Raw genomic sequence first — 18,695 nt, forward strand, 5'->3', positions numbered from 1 at the left:
ACCTCTTCCCATCCCGAACAGAGAAGTTAAGCCCTACTGCGCCGATGGTACTGGAGTTAAATCTGGGAGAGTAGGTCGCCGCCTCATCACTGAAGCCCTTTGGAGAAATCCGAAGGGCTTTTTTTTATGCCTAGGGTTTTTTGGAAAATCGTGGGTTTGGGTAACCATCGGTATGGACAATCGCCGAAATGGATAATCGTCGAAATGGGTATCCGGTAGGGGCGACCCTGGCGGTCGCCCTGATTTTCGGGCATATACAATTCCATATATTGCGGTCGCCTGTATTATCGGGCATATACAATTGGGATAAACCATTTCATTTACCGCGATAATCGAAAAATGTGGGTTCGTTTTTTTGGGATATTAATGTATATCGGTTTTTGTATGCATGTGGGTTTGGAAAATCGTGGGTATGGGTATTCGTCGAAACGGGTAACTGTCGAAACGGGTAACCGTCGAAATGGCCAATCGTCGAAATGGTTATTCGGTAGGGGCGACCCTTGCGGTCGCCCGTATTATCGGGCATATACAATTCCATATATTGCGGTCGCCCTGATTATCGGGCATATACAATTTCATATATGGCGACCGCCCCTACGTGTCTGGGCATATACAATTTAATACATCGCGGCGCCCGATTTTTCGGGCTGAATATGATCGTTTTTGATCGTTTGGTTTCGTTTTCTTTCTATTTTTGGGATTTTCGCTTTCGTTTTGTTTCGTTTTCTTTCTTTTTACTGTTCGATTATGATCGTTTTGTTTCTTTTTATGGATTCGGAAATTTGGGTAATTGTCGCAAAGGGCGGCCGCCAGGGCCGCCCCTACATGTCTGGGCATCGATGATTTCATGTATCGCGATGATCAGGAAATGTGGTTTTGTTATTTTTTCGGATGTCGATTTATCGCGGGTTTTATGAATGTGGGTTTGGATAATCGTCGTTATGGATAATTATCGGCATGGGTAATTGTCACAATGGACGGCCGCCAGGGCCGCCCCCACACATTTAATCGATGGTTTACGAATTAGCACCTAAACCAGGTGCCATTAACGCTAAAAAAACATAACTTTGTAGCATGTAAATAGTTGTTATACTAACTATTAAACAAAAGCATCTCATGAGCAAAAGCATCGTGGTGACGGGCGGCACAAAGGGCATAGGGCGCGCCATTATCCGGAAATTTGCGGCAGCAAAATTCACCATTTTTACCTGTGCGCGACACGCAGAAGACCTGAATACACTTCAAGAGGAAATCCAGCAGGATTTTCCTGAAGCGCAGCTATATACTTTCCAGGCGGATCTTTCCCAAAAAGAGCAAGTGACCGCATTTGCAGATTTCGTAAATGCCGCCGCCCAGCCAGATGTACTCGTGAATAATACCGGCGTCTTCTTGCCTGGCGCTATTCATGAAGAGCCGGAAGGCAACTTTGAACGAATGATGCATACCAATTTGTTCTCTGCTTACTACCTGAGCCGAGCTTTTGCATCAGAAATGAAAGCGCGCAGGTCGGGCTATATCTTTAGCATCGGCTCCATCGCCGGGATCACGGCTTACCCGAACGGAGGAAGCTATGCCGTTTCCAAATGGGCGATGCTGGGCTTAACCAAATGCCTGCGTGCCGAGTTAATGCCCTATGATGTGAAGGTGACTTCCATCCTGCCTGGCGCCACCTATACGTCCTCCTGGGAGGGGGTGGAGCTGCCTGTAGAGCGATTTATGAAGGCCGAAGACGTAGCCGATGCCGTTTGGGCGGCCTACGCCCTCTCTCCTTCTTCCGTCATAGAAGAAATGATTATTCGACCACAACTTGGAGACCTATAACATGAAAGCCTTACTGCAAAATCTGGATAGCTACTGTACGAGTAGGACGCGCTATAGCCGCCGAAAAACCATTCCTGTTCAGGTGGGGCCCGTGACCATCGGAGGGGATAACCCGATCGTAGTCCAGTCCATGACGACTGTGGACACCATGGACACGGAGGGTTCGATCGCACAGTGTATCCGCATGATCGAAAGTGGCTGCGAGCTTATTCGCATCACGGCTCCCTCCATGAAGGAGGCGGAAAACCTGGCTGCCATAAAGGAGGGCTTGCGCCAAAGAGGCTACCAAACCCCGCTAGTCGCAGATATTCACTTTACGCCGAACGCTGCCGAAATCGCTGCCAAAATCGTAGAAAAAGTGCGTATCAATCCAGGAAATTATGCCGACAAAAAGAAATTTGAGCTCATCACCTATACGGATGAGAGCTATCAGGAGGAGCTAGACCGGATTCGTGAGCGCTTCCTCCCGCTTGTGCGTATCTGCAAGGAACATGGGACAGCCATGCGAATCGGTACCAATCATGGCTCGCTTTCGGACCGTATTATGAGCCGCTATGGAGATACACCGCTCGGGATGGTGGAGTCCGCGCTGGAATTTTTACGCATCTGCGAAGAAGAGAATTTTCACCAAATCGTGATTTCCATGAAGTCCTCAAATACCCAGGTGATGGTGCAGGCCTACCGGCTGCTGGTCCAAAAGCTGGAGGAAGGGGGATTTCAACCCTATCCGCTGCACCTCGGTGTGACGGAGGCCGGAGATGGTGAGGATGGTCGCATCAAGTCTGCCGTCGGGATAGGCACCCTGCTGGAAGATGGGCTCGGCGATACTGTCCGCGTGTCTCTAACAGAGGATCCAGAGTTCGAGGCTCCCGTGGCCCAAGCACTGGTGGCCCGCTATGCAGAAAGGGCCCAGCATGCACCCATTGCGGCTCCAGCCGCGTATCCTTACGATCCTTTTAGCTATAAAAAGCGGGAAACGGTGGAAGTGGCTAACTTCGGGGGGGCGAATGTGCCGCGCGTGGTGGTGGACATGTCGCGCCTCGCGGACTTAGGTCCGAAAGAAATGAAGGCCGTGGGCCATTTTTACTTGCCGGAACTGGACAAGTGGAAAATGAATGACCTCGGCAGTGATTACATTTACACCGGTGAGCAGCCGATTCCCTTTATGCTGCCGAATGGGATGAAGCAAATTCAGTCCTGGGCAACCTGGAAGCAGAATGCCGACCGTAAAAATAGCTTTCCGGCTTTTACGGCGGCGGAGTGGTTGGCGCAAAAGGAGCTGCACCCGGAGCTGAACTTCGTAGAAGTGGATACGGAGCACCTGGCCGAGCTCTTGCCTAGCCTTAAAGGGCGGCAGGATGTGGTCCTGCTCCTAGAAACCAAAAATAGCCATGCGATGCCGGCATTGCGCGCAGCGCTGGCCACCCTCCTAGTGGAAGGCATCCAGGTGCCCGTGGTGCCTACGCTAAGCTATGGGGATCAAAGTGCCGACAAGACCATGCTCTATGCGGCTACCGATGTAGGTGGGCTCCTGATCGATGGGCTGGGTGAAGGTATCCTGCTACGCATGGCGGCGAAGGGGGAGCAGTCTCGTGAACAACTGCTGGACCTGGTGAAGCTCCATAACTCGGTAAGCTTCGGGGTGCTGCAGGCAGCGCGTACGCGAATGACCAAAACGGAATACATCTCTTGTCCTTCTTGTGGACGGACCCTGTTCGACCTGCAGGAAACGACGGCGATGATCCGGAAACGTACCGACCACCTAAAAGGGGTGAAAATCGGTATTATGGGTTGTATCGTGAATGGCCCAGGCGAGATGGCGGATGCGGATTACGGTTATGTGGGCTCTGGAAAGGGAAAAATTACTCTGTATAAGGGCCAAGAGGTGATCAAGCGCTCGGTGCCTTCGGAGCGGGCAGTGGATGAGCTGATCGAGATCATACGTCAAGATAATAAATGGATAGAGCCGGAATTTCATCCGGAACAGGAATAAGCGTTCCCTTTCCATGGAGAGGGGCAGAAGGGAAAGTTATGAAAGAGAAAAGTAAGTTCGAAAAGTTTTTCGAACTAGGTGAAGTGGGCAGGTATTTTATCCGCGTTTTCGGTAAGCCTGACCCGAATCAAAAAAGTAATTTCAACCTGCGCATGATGCACGGGATCAATAAAATCTCCATTTTGGTGTTTTTATTTGCGATCGTCGTGTGGCTGTTGAAGCGTTTTGTATTTTAATTCGTGTAAACAGACATGCTACACGTTCAAGGGCTCGCTAAGACCTATCCCGATGGGACAAAGGCCTTAGCAGGGCTTTCTTTTTCATTATCTTCACAGGTATATGGGCTGATCGGGGCTTCGGGCTCAGGAAAAAGTACTTTGCTCCGCATCTTGGCGGGCTTGGAAACCCATGATGCGGGCGGCTCCGTACACCTGGGAGAGGAACTTCTGCGTGGGCCAGATAAGCAGCTGGTGGCGGGACATCCTGCTATCCAGCTGGTTCATCAGGACTATCGCCTGTACCCAAATTCGACCGTAGAGGAAAATATTTTGCGGCCTTTGTTGCCGTATGAAAAGGCCTATCGGGAGGAGCGGCTAGCGCTCTTACTGGGACTTTTAGGGCTGGAAAAGTGGCGTCATCAGAAGCCCGCGGCACTCTCGGGGGGGCAGCAACAAAAAGTGGCGATCGCCAGGGCCATGAGCCTAGAGCCGGAGGTGCTGCTGCTGGATGAGCCCTTTACCGGCTTGGATGCCATTCAGAAGCGCGAGCTGATCGGGGAGTTGCGTGCGCTTTTTGCGCGGGAGCGCACCGTGGTCTTACTTGTCACCCATGATGTACTGGATGCACAGGCCCTGTGTGAGACGCTGTTCGTGCTGCGGCAGGGGCGGATTTTGGAAGAGGGCCCGCTCGCCACGCTGATGCAGCACCCTACATTCGCGTACACGGCACAGCTCTTCTCCCCTTTAAATGCACTGGGCGCTGGGCAGTATCTGCGGCCGCATGTTTTGCGTTACCGCAAAGTTGCCGCTGCGAGCTCTTCTTCTCCGGAGGATCGCCAGGCGCTGTCTGCACGGGTGCTCGACTGCCGGTGGGAACTGACCCATGATGTGGTCACCCTAGCGGTAGACTGCCAGGGCGAGGAGTTAAGGTGGGAGCTTTGGGATAGAGACCGAGACCTCGAAAAAGGGCAAGAGCTGCAGGTTTTTTGGGAGGCAGCGGATGTTTTACGCTTACAAGATACTCCTTAAGGGCGCTTTATCCCGGTATTGCTGGCATCATCAGGCAGGATGGGGGAAATCGGCCTGCAGGTGATGCTCTCGGTGGCCATTTAGTCCCAGCGTTCTTGTCGCCACTGCTTCTTTTGGCCCTGCTGTTTTTTTTCTTGCAGGCGTTTTTCGATAGCGCCTTTAGAGGGCTTGGTGGCCTTGCGGAGGGCTTTCGGCGTGCTCACTTTTCGGAGCAAGGCATAGAATTTTTTGATGCAGACCTGCTTGTTTTCGAGCTGGCTGCGTTTTTCTTGGGCGTGAAGCTGCAAAACCCCTTTTTGATCCAGCTGCTTGTGGAGTTTTTTCAGTAAAAAGGCTTTTTCTGCCTCCTCTAGAAGCGGGCAGGCTTCGGGCTCGAAGTGCAGGCTGACTCGGCTATTTACCTTGTTGACGTTTTGGCCCCCGGGCCCACTGCTCCGGGAGCTGGTAAAGCGTAGGCAGCCATCGAGTGCTTTTAGGCGAATTTTTTCTAGGAGCGATTGCATATAGCTGTAACTATTTTCAGACAAAAAGGATCATACAGCCTAGTTTTTTCCAGTGGCTGTTTCGGAGGGGCCTAGCTCTTTTCCGCATTGCTGCTGGCCCAGAGGTTGAGGGAAAAGTAGGCTTTTTGGTCGAGGAAGTGGGCTTTGGGCTGAAAGCCCGACGCCAAAGCCAGCTGCTCGAGCTGTTCCAGGCTATATTTCTGCGAGGTCTCGGTATGGATGGCTTCGAAGGCCTGAAAGTGGATGGTCTGGCCCTGCAGGTGGACGGTTTGTTTCCGAAGGCTCACCAAAAAGCTTTCCGCCGCCCCGCTCATGGGATGGTAGAGGGCCTCATGTAGGAACTGATCGAGCTGAAAGTCGGCCCCCAGCTCCCTGTTGATGCGCCGCAACAGGTTCAAGTTGAAGCGACTGGTGATGCCTGCGGGGTCTGCGTAGGCGGCTCGAATGGTTTTGGGATGTTTTTTTAGGTCCGCTCCGAGGAGCAAATGGTCTTTTGGGCCGCAGGCTGTCTGAAGGAGTCGGAGGAATTCTTGATCGCGTGGAGCGGCGAAATTTCCGATATTACTCCCCAGAAATAGGAATAGGCGTGGGTTTTCTGGAGGGGGGAGCTGGCGCAACGTTTGGAAGTAGTCGCCTGCGATGGGCTGCACCTGCAGGTCGGGAAATTTTTTCCGAAGGTTTTCGGTATTGCAGGTGAGGATATCTGCGGAGATGTCCAGGGGGGTATAGGTGAGGGGCCTGCCTAGGCGGAGGCCTGCTTCGAGTAGTAGGGCGGTTTTCGTGCCATCTCCGGCGCCTAGTTCGAGGACCTCGATGGGCCCGGGAGGGAGTTTTTCCCAGATGGCTTGGCTTTGGTGCTGGAGGATTTCGGTTTCGCAGCGGGGCAGGTAGTAGCTTTCCATGGCCATGATTTCCTGAAAAATGCGTGAGCCCACCTCATCGTAAAAGTATTTCGAGGAGAGTGATTTTTCAGGCTTGTTAAGGCCCTCGAGGACGTCTTGAAGAAAGGTTTGCGACATGATTTTAGCGAGTTAAGCGCAGGCCGCTAAAAAGCCAGCGGCTGCCGGTGGGAAAAAAGTTGCGGTAGCTGCTGCGGCTATGTCCTGGAGCGGTGGCGATGGAGCTGCCGCGGAGGACATGCTGGTTGCTCATAAACTTGCCATTGTATTCTCCGAGTGCTCCGGGTGCGATGGAGAAGCCTGGGTAGGGGAGGTAGGCGCTGTAGGTCCATTCCCAGACCTGCCCGCTTTTTAGCTGGGCTGCGGCAGCTTCCCATTCGAACTCAGTAGGCAGGCGGCATCCTTTCCAGGTGGCGAAGGCTTGGGCTTCGAAAAAGCTGACATGGCGGAGGGGTTCGTCGGGGTGGAGCTTTTGGAAGCCGCTGAGCTGGTAGCTGTACCAGTCTCCTCCCTGTTTTTTCCAGTAGAGGGGAGCTTGCCACTTTTCCTTTTGGAGCAGGTCCCAACCTTCTGCCAACCAGTAGCGAAAATTTTGGTAGCCACCTTCCTCGATAAATTCTAGGTATTCGGCATTACGGACCACTTCTCTGGCGATTTCAAATGCGGGTAAAAACACTTGGTGGGCGCCTTTTTCATTATCGAAGCAGAAGCCATCGCTGCGGTACCCGATAGGATAGAGGCCTTCCGGTAGGGTGATCCACGCCGATTCCGGAAGGGGTTTATAAGAAAATCCGGAGCCATAGGCCGGCATAGTGGGCTGGCTGCCTAGGATATACTGGATGTCATAGACGAGCAGTTCCTGATGCTGCTCTTCATGCTGGATGCCGATTTCCAAGGTGTCGAGGAGTTGGGACGGCAGGTCTTTTTGTTGGAGCAACAGGTCGACAGCATCGGTGATAGCTTTTCGGTAGGCGAATACTTCTGGCACAGTCGGGCGGCTTAGGTAGCCCCTTTTGTCCCGTGGGACGCGCTCCCCTTCATGGTTATAGTAGCTATTAAATAAGAAGGCATAAGCGGGGTTAAATGCTTCGTAAGCAGGTAAGTAGGTGCTTAAAATAAAGGTCTCGAAAAACCAGGTGGTATGGGCCAGGTGCCACTTGGGTGGCGACACGTCGAGGATGGGCTGAGGGACATAATCTTCTCGCTCTAGAGGTGCGCAAATCGTTTCTGTTCGCTGCCGTGCGCGGAGAAAGTGCGCACGCAGGTGGTTTTGTCTCATGGTCGTGGGCATTGGAACAGAGGTAATGTACTATAATTTTGAAGGGTGTCCAAGGGCTTTTTCCGAAAATTTCAGGCTGTCTTCTCTGCTTTCCTCTTGTCTATGTTGGCGATAGGCTCTATTTTAATAGAAAATTTTATAGTTTTAGCTTTAGGCTACTGCAGGAGGTTTATTTAGTCCGCTTGCATAAAGAAATCAAGACATGAAAGAAAACAGAAGAGATTTTTTACGTAAGTCGAGCTGGGCTGGGCTGGGTATTTTGGGTTTCCGCCAGCAGGAGGCTTGGGCTCGAGCAGAGGAGCAGGAGGCTCTCCCTGCGGCAGCGCGTCGTGTCCGCCGGCAGAGGTGTGTGCTGTCTATCGGGCATCTACGAGAAGTCTCCAGAGGGGCATGAAAAAAGCGGAGCCTCGAAGGAGACCCCGCGTGGTGTTTGCGGTTCGTTTGTTTATTCGGCCCAGTGGACCTGGATTTCTCCTATGCTACCGTCACGGGCGAATAGGGCTGCGGACCAAGTGGCCTCCAAAAGGAAATGCTCTTGGCGATGCAGCTCCCTGCCTTCGGGGTCGAGCACGAGCAGCCTGTTGTTAGCCGCGCCGCGCATGTAGCGAATGGGTACCTGACAGTAGGTGAAGGCCAAACTGTGGGCGGCTAATTCCAGTGCTTTCCCCTCTCCGTGAACCGTATAATAGTGGAAGGTCGTCGCCGCGGTGAGCCACTCTTCGGCGCTTACCTGCTTGGGGTTGAAGGCGAGGCAGGCGGCTTTTACCTGGAGTCCAAGCAGCTGCCAGCGGGCGAGAATATCTTCCTTCACCTGTCCTGTCATGCCGGGCTGTTGGGCGCCCCGATGTGCGGGGGTATGGCTGTAAGGATCCAGCGGAATGGCCCCATAGTTTTCGGGGCTTTTATGGCTTCCGATGCCAGCTTGCAGCGCCTGCTGATGCCGCCGGAGGCTTTGGCGTAAGCCCGGTTCTAAATCTTCCCGCTCCAGCAGCGTGCACACCGCCAGATGCAGTTTCGAAACCATGTGCCAGTAAATGCTGCCAAGGCCCTCATAGGCATAAAAGCAGCCTGAGCGACCCGTAAAGGCATGATGGCGGAAGGAATCTTCGTAGGCGGCGGCCAGTTGCTCTCGCTCCTCTTCGGGCAGGGAGAGTTCCTGCGCACGAGCAGCCAGGACGCGTCCGTGGTGCAGGTCAGGATGCCAGAAGAGCTCACCCTGCTGGGTGCGGGCGAGGATCTGCTGCTCTTTTCGTGCGGCTACTTTTTCTAAGGCCGGATATTTCGCGATCCACTCTGGCCCCAGCTTGCTTTTCTCCAGAAACGCTGGGAGGCTGCGGTTCGGGTAGAGCAGGTAGCTGTTTTGGTCCGCTCGGTACAGGGCGCTCTCGCGCAAGGTGTCCAACAGCTGCAGGGCTTCTTCCGGGCTGAGGAAGCCAGAGTCAAGGAGGGCCACCTGTCCTTCCAGCATCTCGTACAAGTAATCGATGTGTAGGCGATTTCCCTGAAAATGGAGGAGGTTATAGGCATGGTAGAGGCCATCTTTTCGGCGACTGTGGCGAAGGGACTGGCGCAGATAGCGAGCCGTTAGCGCGAGGAGCTCCTGCAGGCTGTCTGCGGGCAGGGCACGGGTCTTTCCGCTGAGTCCGGTATAGACCTGGTCGCGGTAGCTTTGGCCGATTCGGCCCATTTCGGCGACGAATTCCAGGCGTTTTTCTGGGCTGAAGCCGGTGAACAGCGCGGGTGCAAAGGAGCTGAGGCAGTCCCACTGTGCGTGCAAGAAACCGGCAAGTTCCTCCATAAACAGGAACTCCTTTCTGCTCATTTGAGCCAGATGACGCTGTAGAAATTCGGTGTAGCGGAGCATGTGGGCGAGTGTCACCACGGAGGCGCCATTACCCACTAGGGCATTATTCGCATCGTTCCACTCGGGCCGCTGCGTGTTCATCCAGATACCGGCGTCGGGCACGAAATTACTGAGTTTGGCTAGCCAGGGGAGGAAAAGTTTCTCTACCCAGCGGCTGCGCAGGAGGCTGCCATCCGCCTGTCGGCGCAATTTTCCATCGGCGCCGAGCTCCTGGTAGCGCTGCTGCAGGTAGGCTTCTGCTTCCTCATCGAAGGCAATCGTGTCGCGCGGGTTCGCTAAGATGGCTTCCCAGCTTTTCATGCGGTAGGGCACATGCGTGGAGACGAATAGGGCCCGCGCTTCCCATTCCTCTGCGGAGAGCACGTCATGTGCTTCGGCACGTTCAAGCAGGCGGAGGAGGTAAATAAGCTGATGATCGCCCCAGTAGCCGATGAAAGACCAGGGGTCTTCGGGCTCGATGACTTCCCAGTCGACGCCCAGCTGGCTGATGCGGTAGGGATTATAGCCATCGAGGGTGGAGGCGTTCAGGAACTTGTGGATCATGCCGGGCAGGAAGTCGGGGAAAGAGAGGGCGAGGGCTTCCCAGTTTTGGAAAATATCGCGCCAGTTTCCGGCGTAGGCTTTTCGGCTGCTGCCGTCTGCTTCGCGGAGCTCGATGGAAAATTTATTCCAGGGGCGGCTGGGGTCTCCGTGGCGGCGGCTGAAGCTGAGGGGTAAAAACTCCAGAAAGGCCCTTTCCAGGTCGATATTTTGGAGCTTTCGTACGCGCTGCCCCAGTTCCTGATAGCTGAGCTGCTCAGGAAGGGCACTTAGAAAGGCGGCCACCTCATCGGCGAGCACACGATTTAGCTGCTGGAGGTGGTGGCTAAAATCCCTGCGCTGCACCTGGTAGTTTTCTTCGAAAATACCCCCGCGCATGATGTTGAAGAGGACATTGGCATAGTGGCGGCCCGTGTGGAGCACATCGCCGGTGCACTGCAAGCCGTCGGCTTTGGCTACGCGTAACTGAAGCTGTTCGGTGCTAGCCTGGAGCTCTTCTTCCAGCGTTTGGAGCAGCTTTTCAGGGTGCAGGCGCAGGGATTCGTTTCGCGCGGCAACATGCGCTGCGGAGCGCTGCATTTCGAAGCAAAGGTGCCAGGTCACCTCTTGGTTTGCTTGCAAGTCGGGCTGCAGTTTTACAAAATAAGCCCCAGGCGTCCCTGTGATCAGGGCTTCCTTCTCCACTTGGCCGGTGTGCAGAAAGGTTTCCCACTGCAGGGCCGAGAGGAGGATGGATTTCGGTTGGCAGGCGAGTGGGTAAGCGATATGTGCCCACAAGGCTTCATGGGGCTCGGCGCGGTCTACGATGCCGGAGCTGAGCGAAAAAATGCCCATAGCGCTGAGTGGGGCCAGTTCCTGCTTGCGGTAGGCGTTTGCCAAATTACTTTTTTTTGCTTGCATATCCGAGGAGATGCCGGGTGGGAGTAGTCCCTGGACGCCGTCGAGAAGTTCGATGCTTCGGCTTGAGTCGAAACTGCTTAAGCGGGTAAGCGAACTGGATCTAACGAAGCCGAAGGAGCTGGAAAAACGCCAGGCATAGGAGAAACGCAAGCCGAGGTCATGGTTGACCTCTTCGAAATGCAATTCATTTCCCCAAAGGCTTTTGTATAGGTGCCTTTCGATGGTATAGAGCCCCGCGTAGCGATCGGAAAAGGGGGTCCAGAGCCGTACGGCCTCCCTGTCTTCTACGCGGATGCATGTTTTCGGCCCAACGGTCTCGGTGGAGGCCATGAGCTTATCGTCGGTAGTGTAGGGGAAGAGGGCTTGTTCTTCATTGCGCCAGCCGGCGCTAAGTCCCCCATTCGAGGCGATAAAAAGCCAGTGTTCGTCCGGGCTGACCAGGCTCATGAAGAAGGGGGGCATCTGGTCCACATGGGCGAGCCGATAGAAGGGGATGCCGGCGCGGGTGATGATGCTTCCCTGCACCGGCTTTTCCTGAGATCGGAAGGGGCTATTTCCGATGTAAACAGGCTTAATTTTAGCGTTTTTCATATACGCGTACGTAGTCTAGGATAAATTGCTCTACTTCCATGTTCGGGTCCAGCCCTTGGGCACCGCCCCAGCCTCCGCCGATAGCAAGGTTCAGGATGATGTCTTGTGGGGTGTGGAAGGGCCATTCGCGCTCATCGGCGATTTTATCATAGGTGTAGTAGGGGGTGTCATTTACCAGCATGGTGATGCTGGTGGGGGTCCACTCTACGGCATAAGTCTGGAATTCGTTCGCCATATCGGGCACCCGCTTTTCGGCGCCGATTTGATTGCCGATTTTAAAATAGTAGGCGGGGGTGTGGACGGTGGCGTGAGCGGTTCCTGCGCCTGTTTCTTGATCGATTTCATAGCCTACGCTTTCTAAAATGTCGATTTCACCGCAGTAAGGCCAGTCTTTTTCGTCTACATAGGTATTGCCTAGGGTCCAGCCGGCGGCCCAGTTGCCACGTGACTTCGGTACGATGGCGCGGAACTCTATTTTGCCGTATTTAAAGGCTACTTTTCCGCGGGTGGTCAGGCGGGCGGAGGTCCATGGATGTGGGCCATCGGCTTCTTTACGTGCTTCGATGATCAGGTGACCATTCAGTAGGCGTGCATTTTCGGGACGGTTGGCGGTGTAATACTGCAGCTCATTATTGCCCCAGCCCCAGTTGCCGATATCAAAGGTCCACTTGCTTGCATCGATTTCATCTCCATCGAATTCATCGGACCAGACCAGGGTCCATTCGCTACCGGATGTACGCTGTTCGAGCACATTTTCGGACTTTTTATGGGGCACCAAAAGCAAAAACTGCAGGTGCTCTAAGGCAATTTCTCCCTGGTCTACGTGTACTTTTATCTTATGCAGGCCAGCATTTAGGGGGCTCCCATCCACGGAAACTTCTTGCAGGCCAGTGCCAGGGGCTAGGCGCATCTTGCCGCTGATGTCATAGGTGCGGTCGTCGGGATTGTCGTAGTAGTCTTCTACCCAGATGCTGAGGCTATCTGTTCCGGAAACTTCTCCACTAAGTTTAAGCTGATAGCGACCTGCCTCTGGAACCTCTACGTCCAGGGCGATCCACTGGTCTTTTTTAAGTAGGATGGGGCCTTCTGCACGGGCTTGGGTACTAATTTCAGGATCCGAGGCTGCGTGCAACAGGTGTGCGGGCAGGTGGATAAGGGGAGCGGTAAGCTCTTTCTCTTCGCTGACCAGTAATTCAGTTTTCGTTTCGGGGCTACAAGCCCAAAGCATGGCGGCACTCAGCATTCCGAGGAGAGAACGGCTGAGAAGTTGGTTTTGAGTTCGTTTCATTTTTTTACAAATAGGTTTTCGAGTTCTTCTAAAGATTTGTTTTTGGTTTCCGGGACTACACTTGCTACAAAAACCAGACCGATAGCGGCGAAGGCTCCATAGATGAGAAAGGTGGTGCTGCTGCCGAAAGTGTCTAACTGCCAGGGGAAAAACTGTTGTACGAGGTAGCTGATCAGGGAGTTGATAAAGCCTACAAGTGAGATGGCCATGCCTTTAATTTGGAGGGGGAAGAGTTCAGAAAAGAGTACCCACATCACGGGGCCGATCGAAATGGCGAAGGAGGCGACGAAGCCTAAAATGCCGATAAGAATTAGGGCCGGGTTAATGGTGATGGCCGCAGTGAGTGCTTCGGATTCATAGGTGAGCGCAGTATTTTCTCCGAGGGTGGCGCGAAGGGCGCGCTTAAAGGCGACATCGTTTTCGTAGGCGACACCGATCATGGGGCTTATTTGTTCTTGGGAAACGCCTTCCGGCAAAGTCCTGGCCGTCTCAGCGGTAAGCTGGTAGCTGGCAGAGCCGAAGCCATAGGCCAAAAGCCCCATACAAAGTGTGATGCCACTAAGCCCGAGCACGAGAAGCGGTTTTCTTCCCCAGCGATCGATAAAGAGGATCGCCAGCACGGTGAAGATAAGGTTCGTGAGGCCGACGAGGATGGCTTGGATAAAGGCGGCATCTGTTCCGATGCCGGACTGTTCGAAAATCATCGGAGCGTAGAAAAACACGGCATTGATTCCGGTAATCTGTTGGAGAATGGCTACCACGATTCCGATGAGTAGCACATAGCGGTAGGCGGGTTTGAGGCAGGCGAGTAGGTTTGCTTTTTCTGCTTCTTTGGAAGAGTCACTGCCTTGAAGTGCTTGTTGGATTTGTAGTTTCGCGTTTTCTACATCTGTAAACTGCTTCATGACGATGAGCGCTTGGTCGGTTTCTCCTTTCATCACCAGCCATCGGGGACTTTTGGGGACGAAAAAAAGGCCGATAAAGTAGCAGGCAGCGGGCAGAAACTCCACCCCTAGCATCCAGCGCCAGTTCCATTTCTCAAATCCCAGCTGTAGGGCCCAGCTGCTGTCGGAGGCTCCTAGTCGGAGGATGAGGAAGTTAGAGAAGAAGGCGGCCGATATCCCGATGACGATATTCAGCTGGTTAAAGGAAACCAGTCTTCCACGCATGTCGGGAGGAGCTATTTCGGCGATATACATGGGGGCCAGGATAAGTGAGGCTCCTACGCCGAAGCCACCGAGCATCCGTGCGATCACCAGGGTAAGGAAGTCAGGTGCGAGAGCAGAGCCGATAGCGCTCAGCGCAAAAAGTACGGCGGACCACTGCAGGACGGTTCTTCTTCCATAGCGATCACTCAGTGGGCCTGCCACCATCATGGCGAGGGTGGCTGTGAGCGTGAGTGAGGCTACTGACCAGCCAAGCTGTAATTTGGACAGCTCAAATTCCGCTTCTATGAATTTAACTACACCGGAGATGACAGAGGCATCGAAGCCCATGAGAAAACCGCCGAGTGCTACGATGAGTGCTATCCTTATCGTGTACAGTTGTGTTTTGGTCATGCTATTTTGGGTTTAAGATACTAGCAAATTGATTTCAGCTGACTACTACAATGATTTTGTAAAACACGGCTTTTTTCTTGTAGGAAGCGATTTTTAGACTACTACAATACTACTACAGGTGCCTGTCTGTACTTTCACATAAGTACCACAAGGCTAGTTTGGGATGGCTTTTTTTAAATGTGGGAGCTTCTCCAGTGGAGGCTGCTTTTTTTTAGAGGTGGGCAAGGAAAAGCCTCTTTAGCGCCGGCTGGGATGCGCCGAGCTAAAGAGGCTAAGGAAAGTTTTGGGAGGTGGCCCGAGTGGCTGTGGCCTTTTAATAGGCCATTTCTTGATTATTTTTCGGTACTGTGGCGCTTTCTTCCTCTTTTTTTGGGGCATCCATTTTCTGGATCGCATTTTTTAGGATCGCATACCCGGTTAGTCCAGAGAGGAAGGAGGCGAGCAAGATTCCCATTTTAGCCTGCTCCATGTAAATCGGCGTGGTAAAAGCCAGCGAGTTGATGAAGAGTGACATGGTAAAGCCGATAGCAGCGAGGAAGGATACGCCAAGTAGCATTTGGGTCGTAAGACCCTCCGGCATTTTGTAGAGCTTCAGTTGAATACCCAGCATCGAAAGGCCGAAGATTCCGATGAGTTTTCCGATAAGCAATCCGCCGCCTACACCTAAGGCTACGGGGCTGCTGATCATCTCCATCCAGTTGCTGTCGATAACCACACCGGCATTGGCCAAGGCGAAGATCGGCATGACGATGTAGACGACTAAGCCATGCATATTGCGCTCTAGACGCTGCAGAGGGGATACGGAGGCTTTTGAAATTCGCTTGATTTCTGCGATTACATTTTCTTCGTCCGTGGAGAGGAGGTATTGGTCTTTTTCTGCCTGGTTAGCCGTTTGGAACTTGCGGGTGAGCTTTTGAATTTCGCTGAGATAGTGGGCTTTATCGATTTTACGATTTGCTGGAATAACGAAGGCGGCTAACACGGCGGCGATGGTGGCATGCACGCCGGAGAGAAGGAAGGCCAGCCAGACCCCGCCGATGCCTAATGCGGCATAGACGAGCACGTTACGGACACCTAAAAGATTTAGTGCGGCCATTAGCCCGAGGACTCCTGCGCCGATGGCTAAATTTCCCATCGAAATTTCCGAGGTATAGAATAAGGCGACGACCAGTACGGCGCCGATATCATCGATGATGGCGAGCGCAGTAAGAAAGACTTTCAGCTGGATAGGCACACGCGGGCCGAGTAGGTAGAGCACACCGAGTGCAAAGGCGATGTCGGTGGCCATCGGTATGCCCCAGCCGTTCAGACTTTCTGGGGTGTTTCCGGTGTTTAGTGCGATATAAATGGCTGCAGGAATGAGCATGCCACCTATCGCTCCGACGATGGGCATGAGGACATTTTTGGGGTTGGAAAGCTCCCCTGCTATGATTTCTCGTTTCAGTTCTAGGCCTACGACGAAGAAAAAGATGGACATCAGTCCGTCATTTATCCATAGCTGTAGCGATTTGTAAACACTGAAATCACCTACAGCAAAGCCTATTTTTTGGCTGAGGAGCCATTGGATGTAGCTATTTGCGGGGGAGTTCGCTAAAATAAGGGCCAAAAAGGCGGCACCGAATAAGAGGAATGAGCTGAAGGTACTTCTTTTGATAAAGCGAAGTAAGGGATTCAGCGCGGCGAATTGGATAGTACCTTTCGTCATGTCAATGCGGTTTATAGCAATAAATAGATAATATGTGTTGCATTACCGGTTAAATGCAAGTAGGCTGTTGCTAAAAGGCTGTTTGGGTGCGTTATTTAAAGGCTTCAGACTATACGGGATTTTTATGGAAATAGTTGTTAGACGAAATAGATTTTTGTGATTTTGAGTGGTTTATAAGGCGGATGGCAGGCGGGAGGCAGGCGGATGGCTGTAGCTGGCATGCTTGGTGCCGGCGGCGGCAATTAATAGGATTAACATGCGGCTTTTTGATTCCTTTTAGTAGCTTTGCTTATGGACCTTCTGAATGGGCTAGGTATGTGGAGTCGTCGTATTGGAGTAGTGGGTATACTTTTCCTGCTTTTTTTCGGCTGTGCCTCTAAAAAGGTCCTGCCTCCGCCGATGGCTTTTCAGGGCGAGTGTCTGCGAGGCTTGACTTTCCCTGAAAGCGATCGGCAATCTCTACAGGCAACACCCACACACTTGCAGCTGGCTGCACGGTATGATGAGCGTTTTTTGGCCATCGCCCAGGCTCTGGGGCTCGGTGATGAGTTGCTGCGGCTTAGTGCGGGGGATTTCTTAGGTTTTCAACAGCGAGCTGCCTGGGAGGCGAAGGTCAATCGTCGCATTTTAAAAATGACACTAGAGCTTCAGGCCTTGACGGCAGCGATCGATTGTGAAGAGGAGAAGGCAGAGCAGATCGCTTCCTTTTTAGAGCGCCGCTTGCGCAAAAATGAGCGGAACCTCACAGTGGGTGCCATCGTGACGGGGGCTTTGGTAGGCATAGGCTCTGGTTTGGCTTTGGCCAGTGGAGGTATTTCTAATGACTGGGCGGAGGTAATTGGCATTACGGGTGGGCTTATTGAGGTTTTTTTAGGAGTTTCGATTTTGCGATTGGAGCGGCAGATCGAGATTGAGCATCCTCGCAATTTACTCCGTGATATGCATGCTGCGGAAGAAAGGCCGGATTATGTGCCTCCGTCGATATGGTTTTATTTTAACTATGCGGGCGTGCAGGATGCGGGGAATAAATCACTTCGGGAGCAGTTAGTGGAGCGCTGGGAAACGTATAATTTAGCACTTTCAGGGGCGACGGTTTTGCTATCGGATGGGGGTCTATATACGCCGGCCTTGCTGCAGCAGCGTGCAGATATGTTGGATCAACTTGAATCTCAGTTGTCTTTAATTCACAAGGACCTCTTACATTTTTTAGGCGTGATGGAAGGGCTGCTACTCTCTGAAAATCAGAAGGCTTTCTGAGCTTGAAAAGAAATGTTTCCTGCTGCGATCATGGGCGGAAGCGAGGCGAATCCCCTTGGCAAGACATTATTGGCGAAGGCGCTATCGCAGACGCCATCCTGGACAGCTTCGTCAACACCTCCCGTCGAATAGATTTCAAGAGAGAATTTTTAAGAAAGGGAGTATTGTCAAATGAATAAAATTAATCTATTTTAGAGAAACTTTCAAGTTCGCATGGTTTGATCGAATTACCGAGACGTCACGACCAGATTCATGTTCCTTTAGCGCTTTGATAATCTGGCTCTCCGTAAATCTTGCTTTTCTCCTACTCTTCAAGGCTAACAATTTTGTCACTTTTTAAAGTGTCTAGTTTTTGGGGAAGGCTTCATATTCCCTTTTAACAGTACGCCAGAGCCTTTCTATAAAGGCATTGTCAGTGGCTCTGCCCTTACCATCCATGCTTACTTGTATACCCTGATCGTTCATCTTTTGAAGCCATGACTGGCAGGTAAACTGGCTGCCCTGATCAGAATTGATGATCTCAGGCTTACCATATCCTCGATAGCCTGATCCATGACCCAGTGCACACCCGATGCACTCAGCGTATTGGATAAGCTCCAGCCGACTACAAAACGGCTGTACACATCAATGATAGCTGTCAGATACATAAATCCCTTTTTCATAGGGGTATAAGTAATGTCTATCTGCCAGACTTGATTGGCTCTTTCGACGGTGAGATTACGCAACAGATATGGCATAATATACTTTGCCTGACCTAACTGGGAAAGGTTCTTCTTTGGATAAATCGCTTCAATAGCCATTTTTCTCAGCAGGCGTCTTACCCGCTTTTCATTTACATGATAACCGGAATCCGACAGAAAATCCTGCATCTGCAAGCCCCCTTTGGTAGGGTGGTCCAAATGATGCTCATCCATCAGGCGCATCAAGGTCATATTCTCCTCAGATTCAGGTCTGGCCACATAGTAAAAACTGCCTTTACTTATTTTCAGAAGCGATAACTGACGGTTTAAACTGATCTCGGAGTCCTTGTCTACCATTCTTTTGCGATCGATCAATGGAGTTTCTTCAAGCTTTTTTTTAAGAAATCATTCTCCATTTCCAATTGGCTTATCTTGGAATAAAGCTTTTCAACATCTAATTCCTCGGGCTTCGAACTCTTACCGTCCTCAAATACTGAAACGGATCTTTCCAAAAACTCCTGTTTCCATAAACTGATCTGGTTGGGGTGCAACTCGAAACGTTGTGCAAG

The 18,695-nt window shown here is 52.3% G+C and carries 15 protein-coding genes and 1 rRNA gene; 7 read left to right on the plus strand and 9 right to left on the minus strand.

Annotated elements, in window-relative coordinates; translation table 11 throughout:
* The 5 genes from rrf to ACXIT9_RS09935 all read left to right on the plus strand — a co-directional run.
* Positions 1 to 87, plus strand: a 5S ribosomal RNA gene (rrf, locus tag ACXIT9_RS09915); the annotation flags it as partial.
* A 1,029-nt stretch (positions 88 to 1,116) separates the two neighbouring features.
* Positions 1,117 to 1,821 carry an SDR family oxidoreductase gene (locus ACXIT9_RS09920; RefSeq protein ID WP_458056071.1) on the plus strand — a complete coding sequence of 235 codons (705 nt, stop codon included), beginning with the start codon at positions 1,117 to 1,119 and terminating at the stop codon, positions 1,819 to 1,821.
* Between the two features lies 1 nt (position 1,822).
* Positions 1,823 to 3,814 carry a (E)-4-hydroxy-3-methylbut-2-enyl-diphosphate synthase gene (gene ispG, locus ACXIT9_RS09925; protein WP_458056072.1) on the plus strand — a complete coding sequence of 664 codons (1,992 nt, stop codon included), beginning with the start codon at positions 1,823 to 1,825 and terminating at the stop codon, positions 3,812 to 3,814.
* Positions 3,815 to 3,852: 38 nt separating this feature from the next.
* On the plus strand, positions 3,853 to 4,050 hold the full coding sequence (locus ACXIT9_RS09930; RefSeq protein ID WP_458056073.1) for a DUF6728 family protein: 198 nt from the start codon (positions 3,853 to 3,855) through the stop codon (positions 4,048 to 4,050).
* 15 nt (positions 4,051 to 4,065) lie between these two features.
* Complete coding sequence (locus ACXIT9_RS09935; RefSeq protein WP_458056074.1) at positions 4,066 to 5,061, plus strand: ABC transporter ATP-binding protein; 996 nt, start codon at positions 4,066 to 4,068, stop codon at positions 5,059 to 5,061.
* Between the two features lie 80 nt (positions 5,062 to 5,141).
* On the opposite strand, the gene arfB is transcribed toward ACXIT9_RS09935, so the two are convergent.
* From arfB to egtB, 3 genes are all read right to left on the minus strand, one after another.
* The gene (arfB, locus tag ACXIT9_RS09940) at positions 5,142 to 5,564 is read right to left on the minus strand and encodes an alternative ribosome rescue aminoacyl-tRNA hydrolase ArfB (protein ID WP_458056075.1); all 423 of its coding nucleotides are present in this window, start codon (positions 5,562 to 5,564) and stop codon (positions 5,142 to 5,144) included.
* Between the two features lie 71 nt (positions 5,565 to 5,635).
* Positions 5,636 to 6,583 (minus strand): L-histidine N(alpha)-methyltransferase, encoded by a 948-nt coding sequence (gene egtD / locus ACXIT9_RS09945; RefSeq protein ID WP_458056076.1) that lies wholly within the window; start codon positions 6,581 to 6,583, stop codon positions 5,636 to 5,638.
* A 4-nt stretch (positions 6,584 to 6,587) separates the two neighbouring features.
* Positions 6,588 to 7,742: an ergothioneine biosynthesis protein EgtB gene (egtB, locus tag ACXIT9_RS09950; protein ID WP_458056077.1), complete on the minus strand. Its 1,155-nt coding sequence runs from the start codon at positions 7,740 to 7,742 to the stop codon at positions 6,588 to 6,590.
* Between the two features lie 202 nt (positions 7,743 to 7,944).
* Here egtB and ACXIT9_RS09955 point away from each other — a divergent pair, with 202 nt between their 5' ends.
* Positions 7,945 to 8,136, plus strand: coding sequence for a hypothetical protein (locus ACXIT9_RS09955; RefSeq protein ID WP_458056078.1), 192 nt, complete (start codon positions 7,945 to 7,947; stop codon positions 8,134 to 8,136).
* A gap of 51 nt (positions 8,137 to 8,187) precedes the next feature.
* Here the strand turns inward: ACXIT9_RS09955 and ACXIT9_RS09960 are convergent, their stop codons facing one another.
* The 4 genes from ACXIT9_RS09960 to nhaA form a co-directional block, all read right to left on the minus strand.
* On the minus strand, positions 8,188 to 11,637 hold the full coding sequence (locus ACXIT9_RS09960) for a hypothetical protein (protein ID WP_458056079.1): 3,450 nt from the start codon (positions 11,635 to 11,637) through the stop codon (positions 8,188 to 8,190).
* Positions 11,624 to 12,925 carry a family 16 glycosylhydrolase gene (locus ACXIT9_RS09965; protein WP_458056080.1) on the minus strand — a complete coding sequence of 434 codons (1,302 nt, stop codon included), beginning with the start codon at positions 12,923 to 12,925 and terminating at the stop codon, positions 11,624 to 11,626. The genes ACXIT9_RS09960 and ACXIT9_RS09965 overlap by 14 nt, the downstream gene beginning before the upstream one ends.
* Positions 12,922 to 14,484 carry a sugar porter family MFS transporter gene (locus ACXIT9_RS09970; protein WP_458056081.1) on the minus strand — a complete coding sequence of 521 codons (1,563 nt, stop codon included), beginning with the start codon at positions 14,482 to 14,484 and terminating at the stop codon, positions 12,922 to 12,924. Before ACXIT9_RS09970 ends, ACXIT9_RS09965 begins: the two co-directional genes overlap by 4 nt.
* A gap of 313 nt (positions 14,485 to 14,797) precedes the next feature.
* Complete coding sequence (gene nhaA / locus ACXIT9_RS09975) at positions 14,798 to 16,189, minus strand: Na+/H+ antiporter NhaA (protein WP_458056082.1); 1,392 nt, start codon at positions 16,187 to 16,189, stop codon at positions 14,798 to 14,800.
* A gap of 291 nt (positions 16,190 to 16,480) precedes the next feature.
* Between nhaA and ACXIT9_RS09980 the strand changes: the two genes are divergently transcribed.
* Positions 16,481 to 17,446 (plus strand): hypothetical protein, encoded by a 966-nt coding sequence (locus tag ACXIT9_RS09980; RefSeq protein WP_458056083.1) that lies wholly within the window; start codon positions 16,481 to 16,483, stop codon positions 17,444 to 17,446.
* Positions 17,447 to 17,907: 461 nt separating this feature from the next.
* On the opposite strand, the gene ACXIT9_RS09985 is transcribed toward ACXIT9_RS09980, so the two are convergent.
* Together ACXIT9_RS09985 and ACXIT9_RS09990 are read right to left on the minus strand one after the other, a co-directional pair.
* A complete protein-coding gene (locus tag ACXIT9_RS09985) occupies positions 17,908 to 18,483 on the minus strand; it encodes a DDE-type integrase/transposase/recombinase (protein ID WP_458056084.1) in 576 nt (191 codons plus the stop codon).
* Positions 18,484 to 18,497: 14 nt separating this feature from the next.
* Positions 18,498 to 18,695: transposase (locus ACXIT9_RS09990; RefSeq protein ID WP_458056085.1), on the minus strand; the 198-nt coding region annotated here is incomplete at its 5' end.

The sequence above is a fragment of the Nitritalea sp. genome (assembly GCF_054166705.1).

Bases quoted from the DNA above. Each gene is read 5' to 3' on its own strand.
- ACXIT9_RS09920 (WP_458056071.1), top strand. From the start codon at position 1,117: ATGAGCAAAAGCATCGTGGTGACGGGCGGCACAAAGGGCATAGGGCGC.
- ispG (WP_458056072.1), top strand. From the start codon at position 1,823: ATGAAAGCCTTACTGCAAAATCTGGATAGCTACTGTACGAGTAGGACG.
- ACXIT9_RS09930 (WP_458056073.1), top strand. From the start codon at position 3,853: ATGAAAGAGAAAAGTAAGTTCGAAAAGTTTTTCGAACTAGGTGAAGTG.
- ACXIT9_RS09935 (WP_458056074.1), top strand. From the start codon at position 4,066: ATGCTACACGTTCAAGGGCTCGCTAAGACCTATCCCGATGGGACAAAG.
- arfB (WP_458056075.1), bottom strand. From the start codon at position 5,564: ATGCAATCGCTCCTAGAAAAAATTCGCCTAAAAGCACTCGATGGCTGC.
- egtD (WP_458056076.1), bottom strand. From the start codon at position 6,583: ATGTCGCAAACCTTTCTTCAAGACGTCCTCGAGGGCCTTAACAAGCCT.
- egtB (WP_458056077.1), bottom strand. From the start codon at position 7,742: ATGAGACAAAACCACCTGCGTGCGCACTTTCTCCGCGCACGGCAGCGA.
- ACXIT9_RS09955 (WP_458056078.1), top strand. From the start codon at position 7,945: ATGAAAGAAAACAGAAGAGATTTTTTACGTAAGTCGAGCTGGGCTGGG.
- ACXIT9_RS09960 (WP_458056079.1), bottom strand. From the start codon at position 11,637: ATGAAAAACGCTAAAATTAAGCCTGTTTACATCGGAAATAGCCCCTTC.
- ACXIT9_RS09965 (WP_458056080.1), bottom strand. From the start codon at position 12,925: ATGAAACGAACTCAAAACCAACTTCTCAGCCGTTCTCTCCTCGGAATG.
- ACXIT9_RS09970 (WP_458056081.1), bottom strand. From the start codon at position 14,484: ATGACCAAAACACAACTGTACACGATAAGGATAGCACTCATCGTAGCA.
- nhaA (WP_458056082.1), bottom strand. From the start codon at position 16,189: ATGACGAAAGGTACTATCCAATTCGCCGCGCTGAATCCCTTACTTCGC.
- ACXIT9_RS09980 (WP_458056083.1), top strand. From the start codon at position 16,481: ATGGACCTTCTGAATGGGCTAGGTATGTGGAGTCGTCGTATTGGAGTA.
- ACXIT9_RS09985 (WP_458056084.1), bottom strand. From the start codon at position 18,483: ATGGTAGACAAGGACTCCGAGATCAGTTTAAACCGTCAGTTATCGCTT.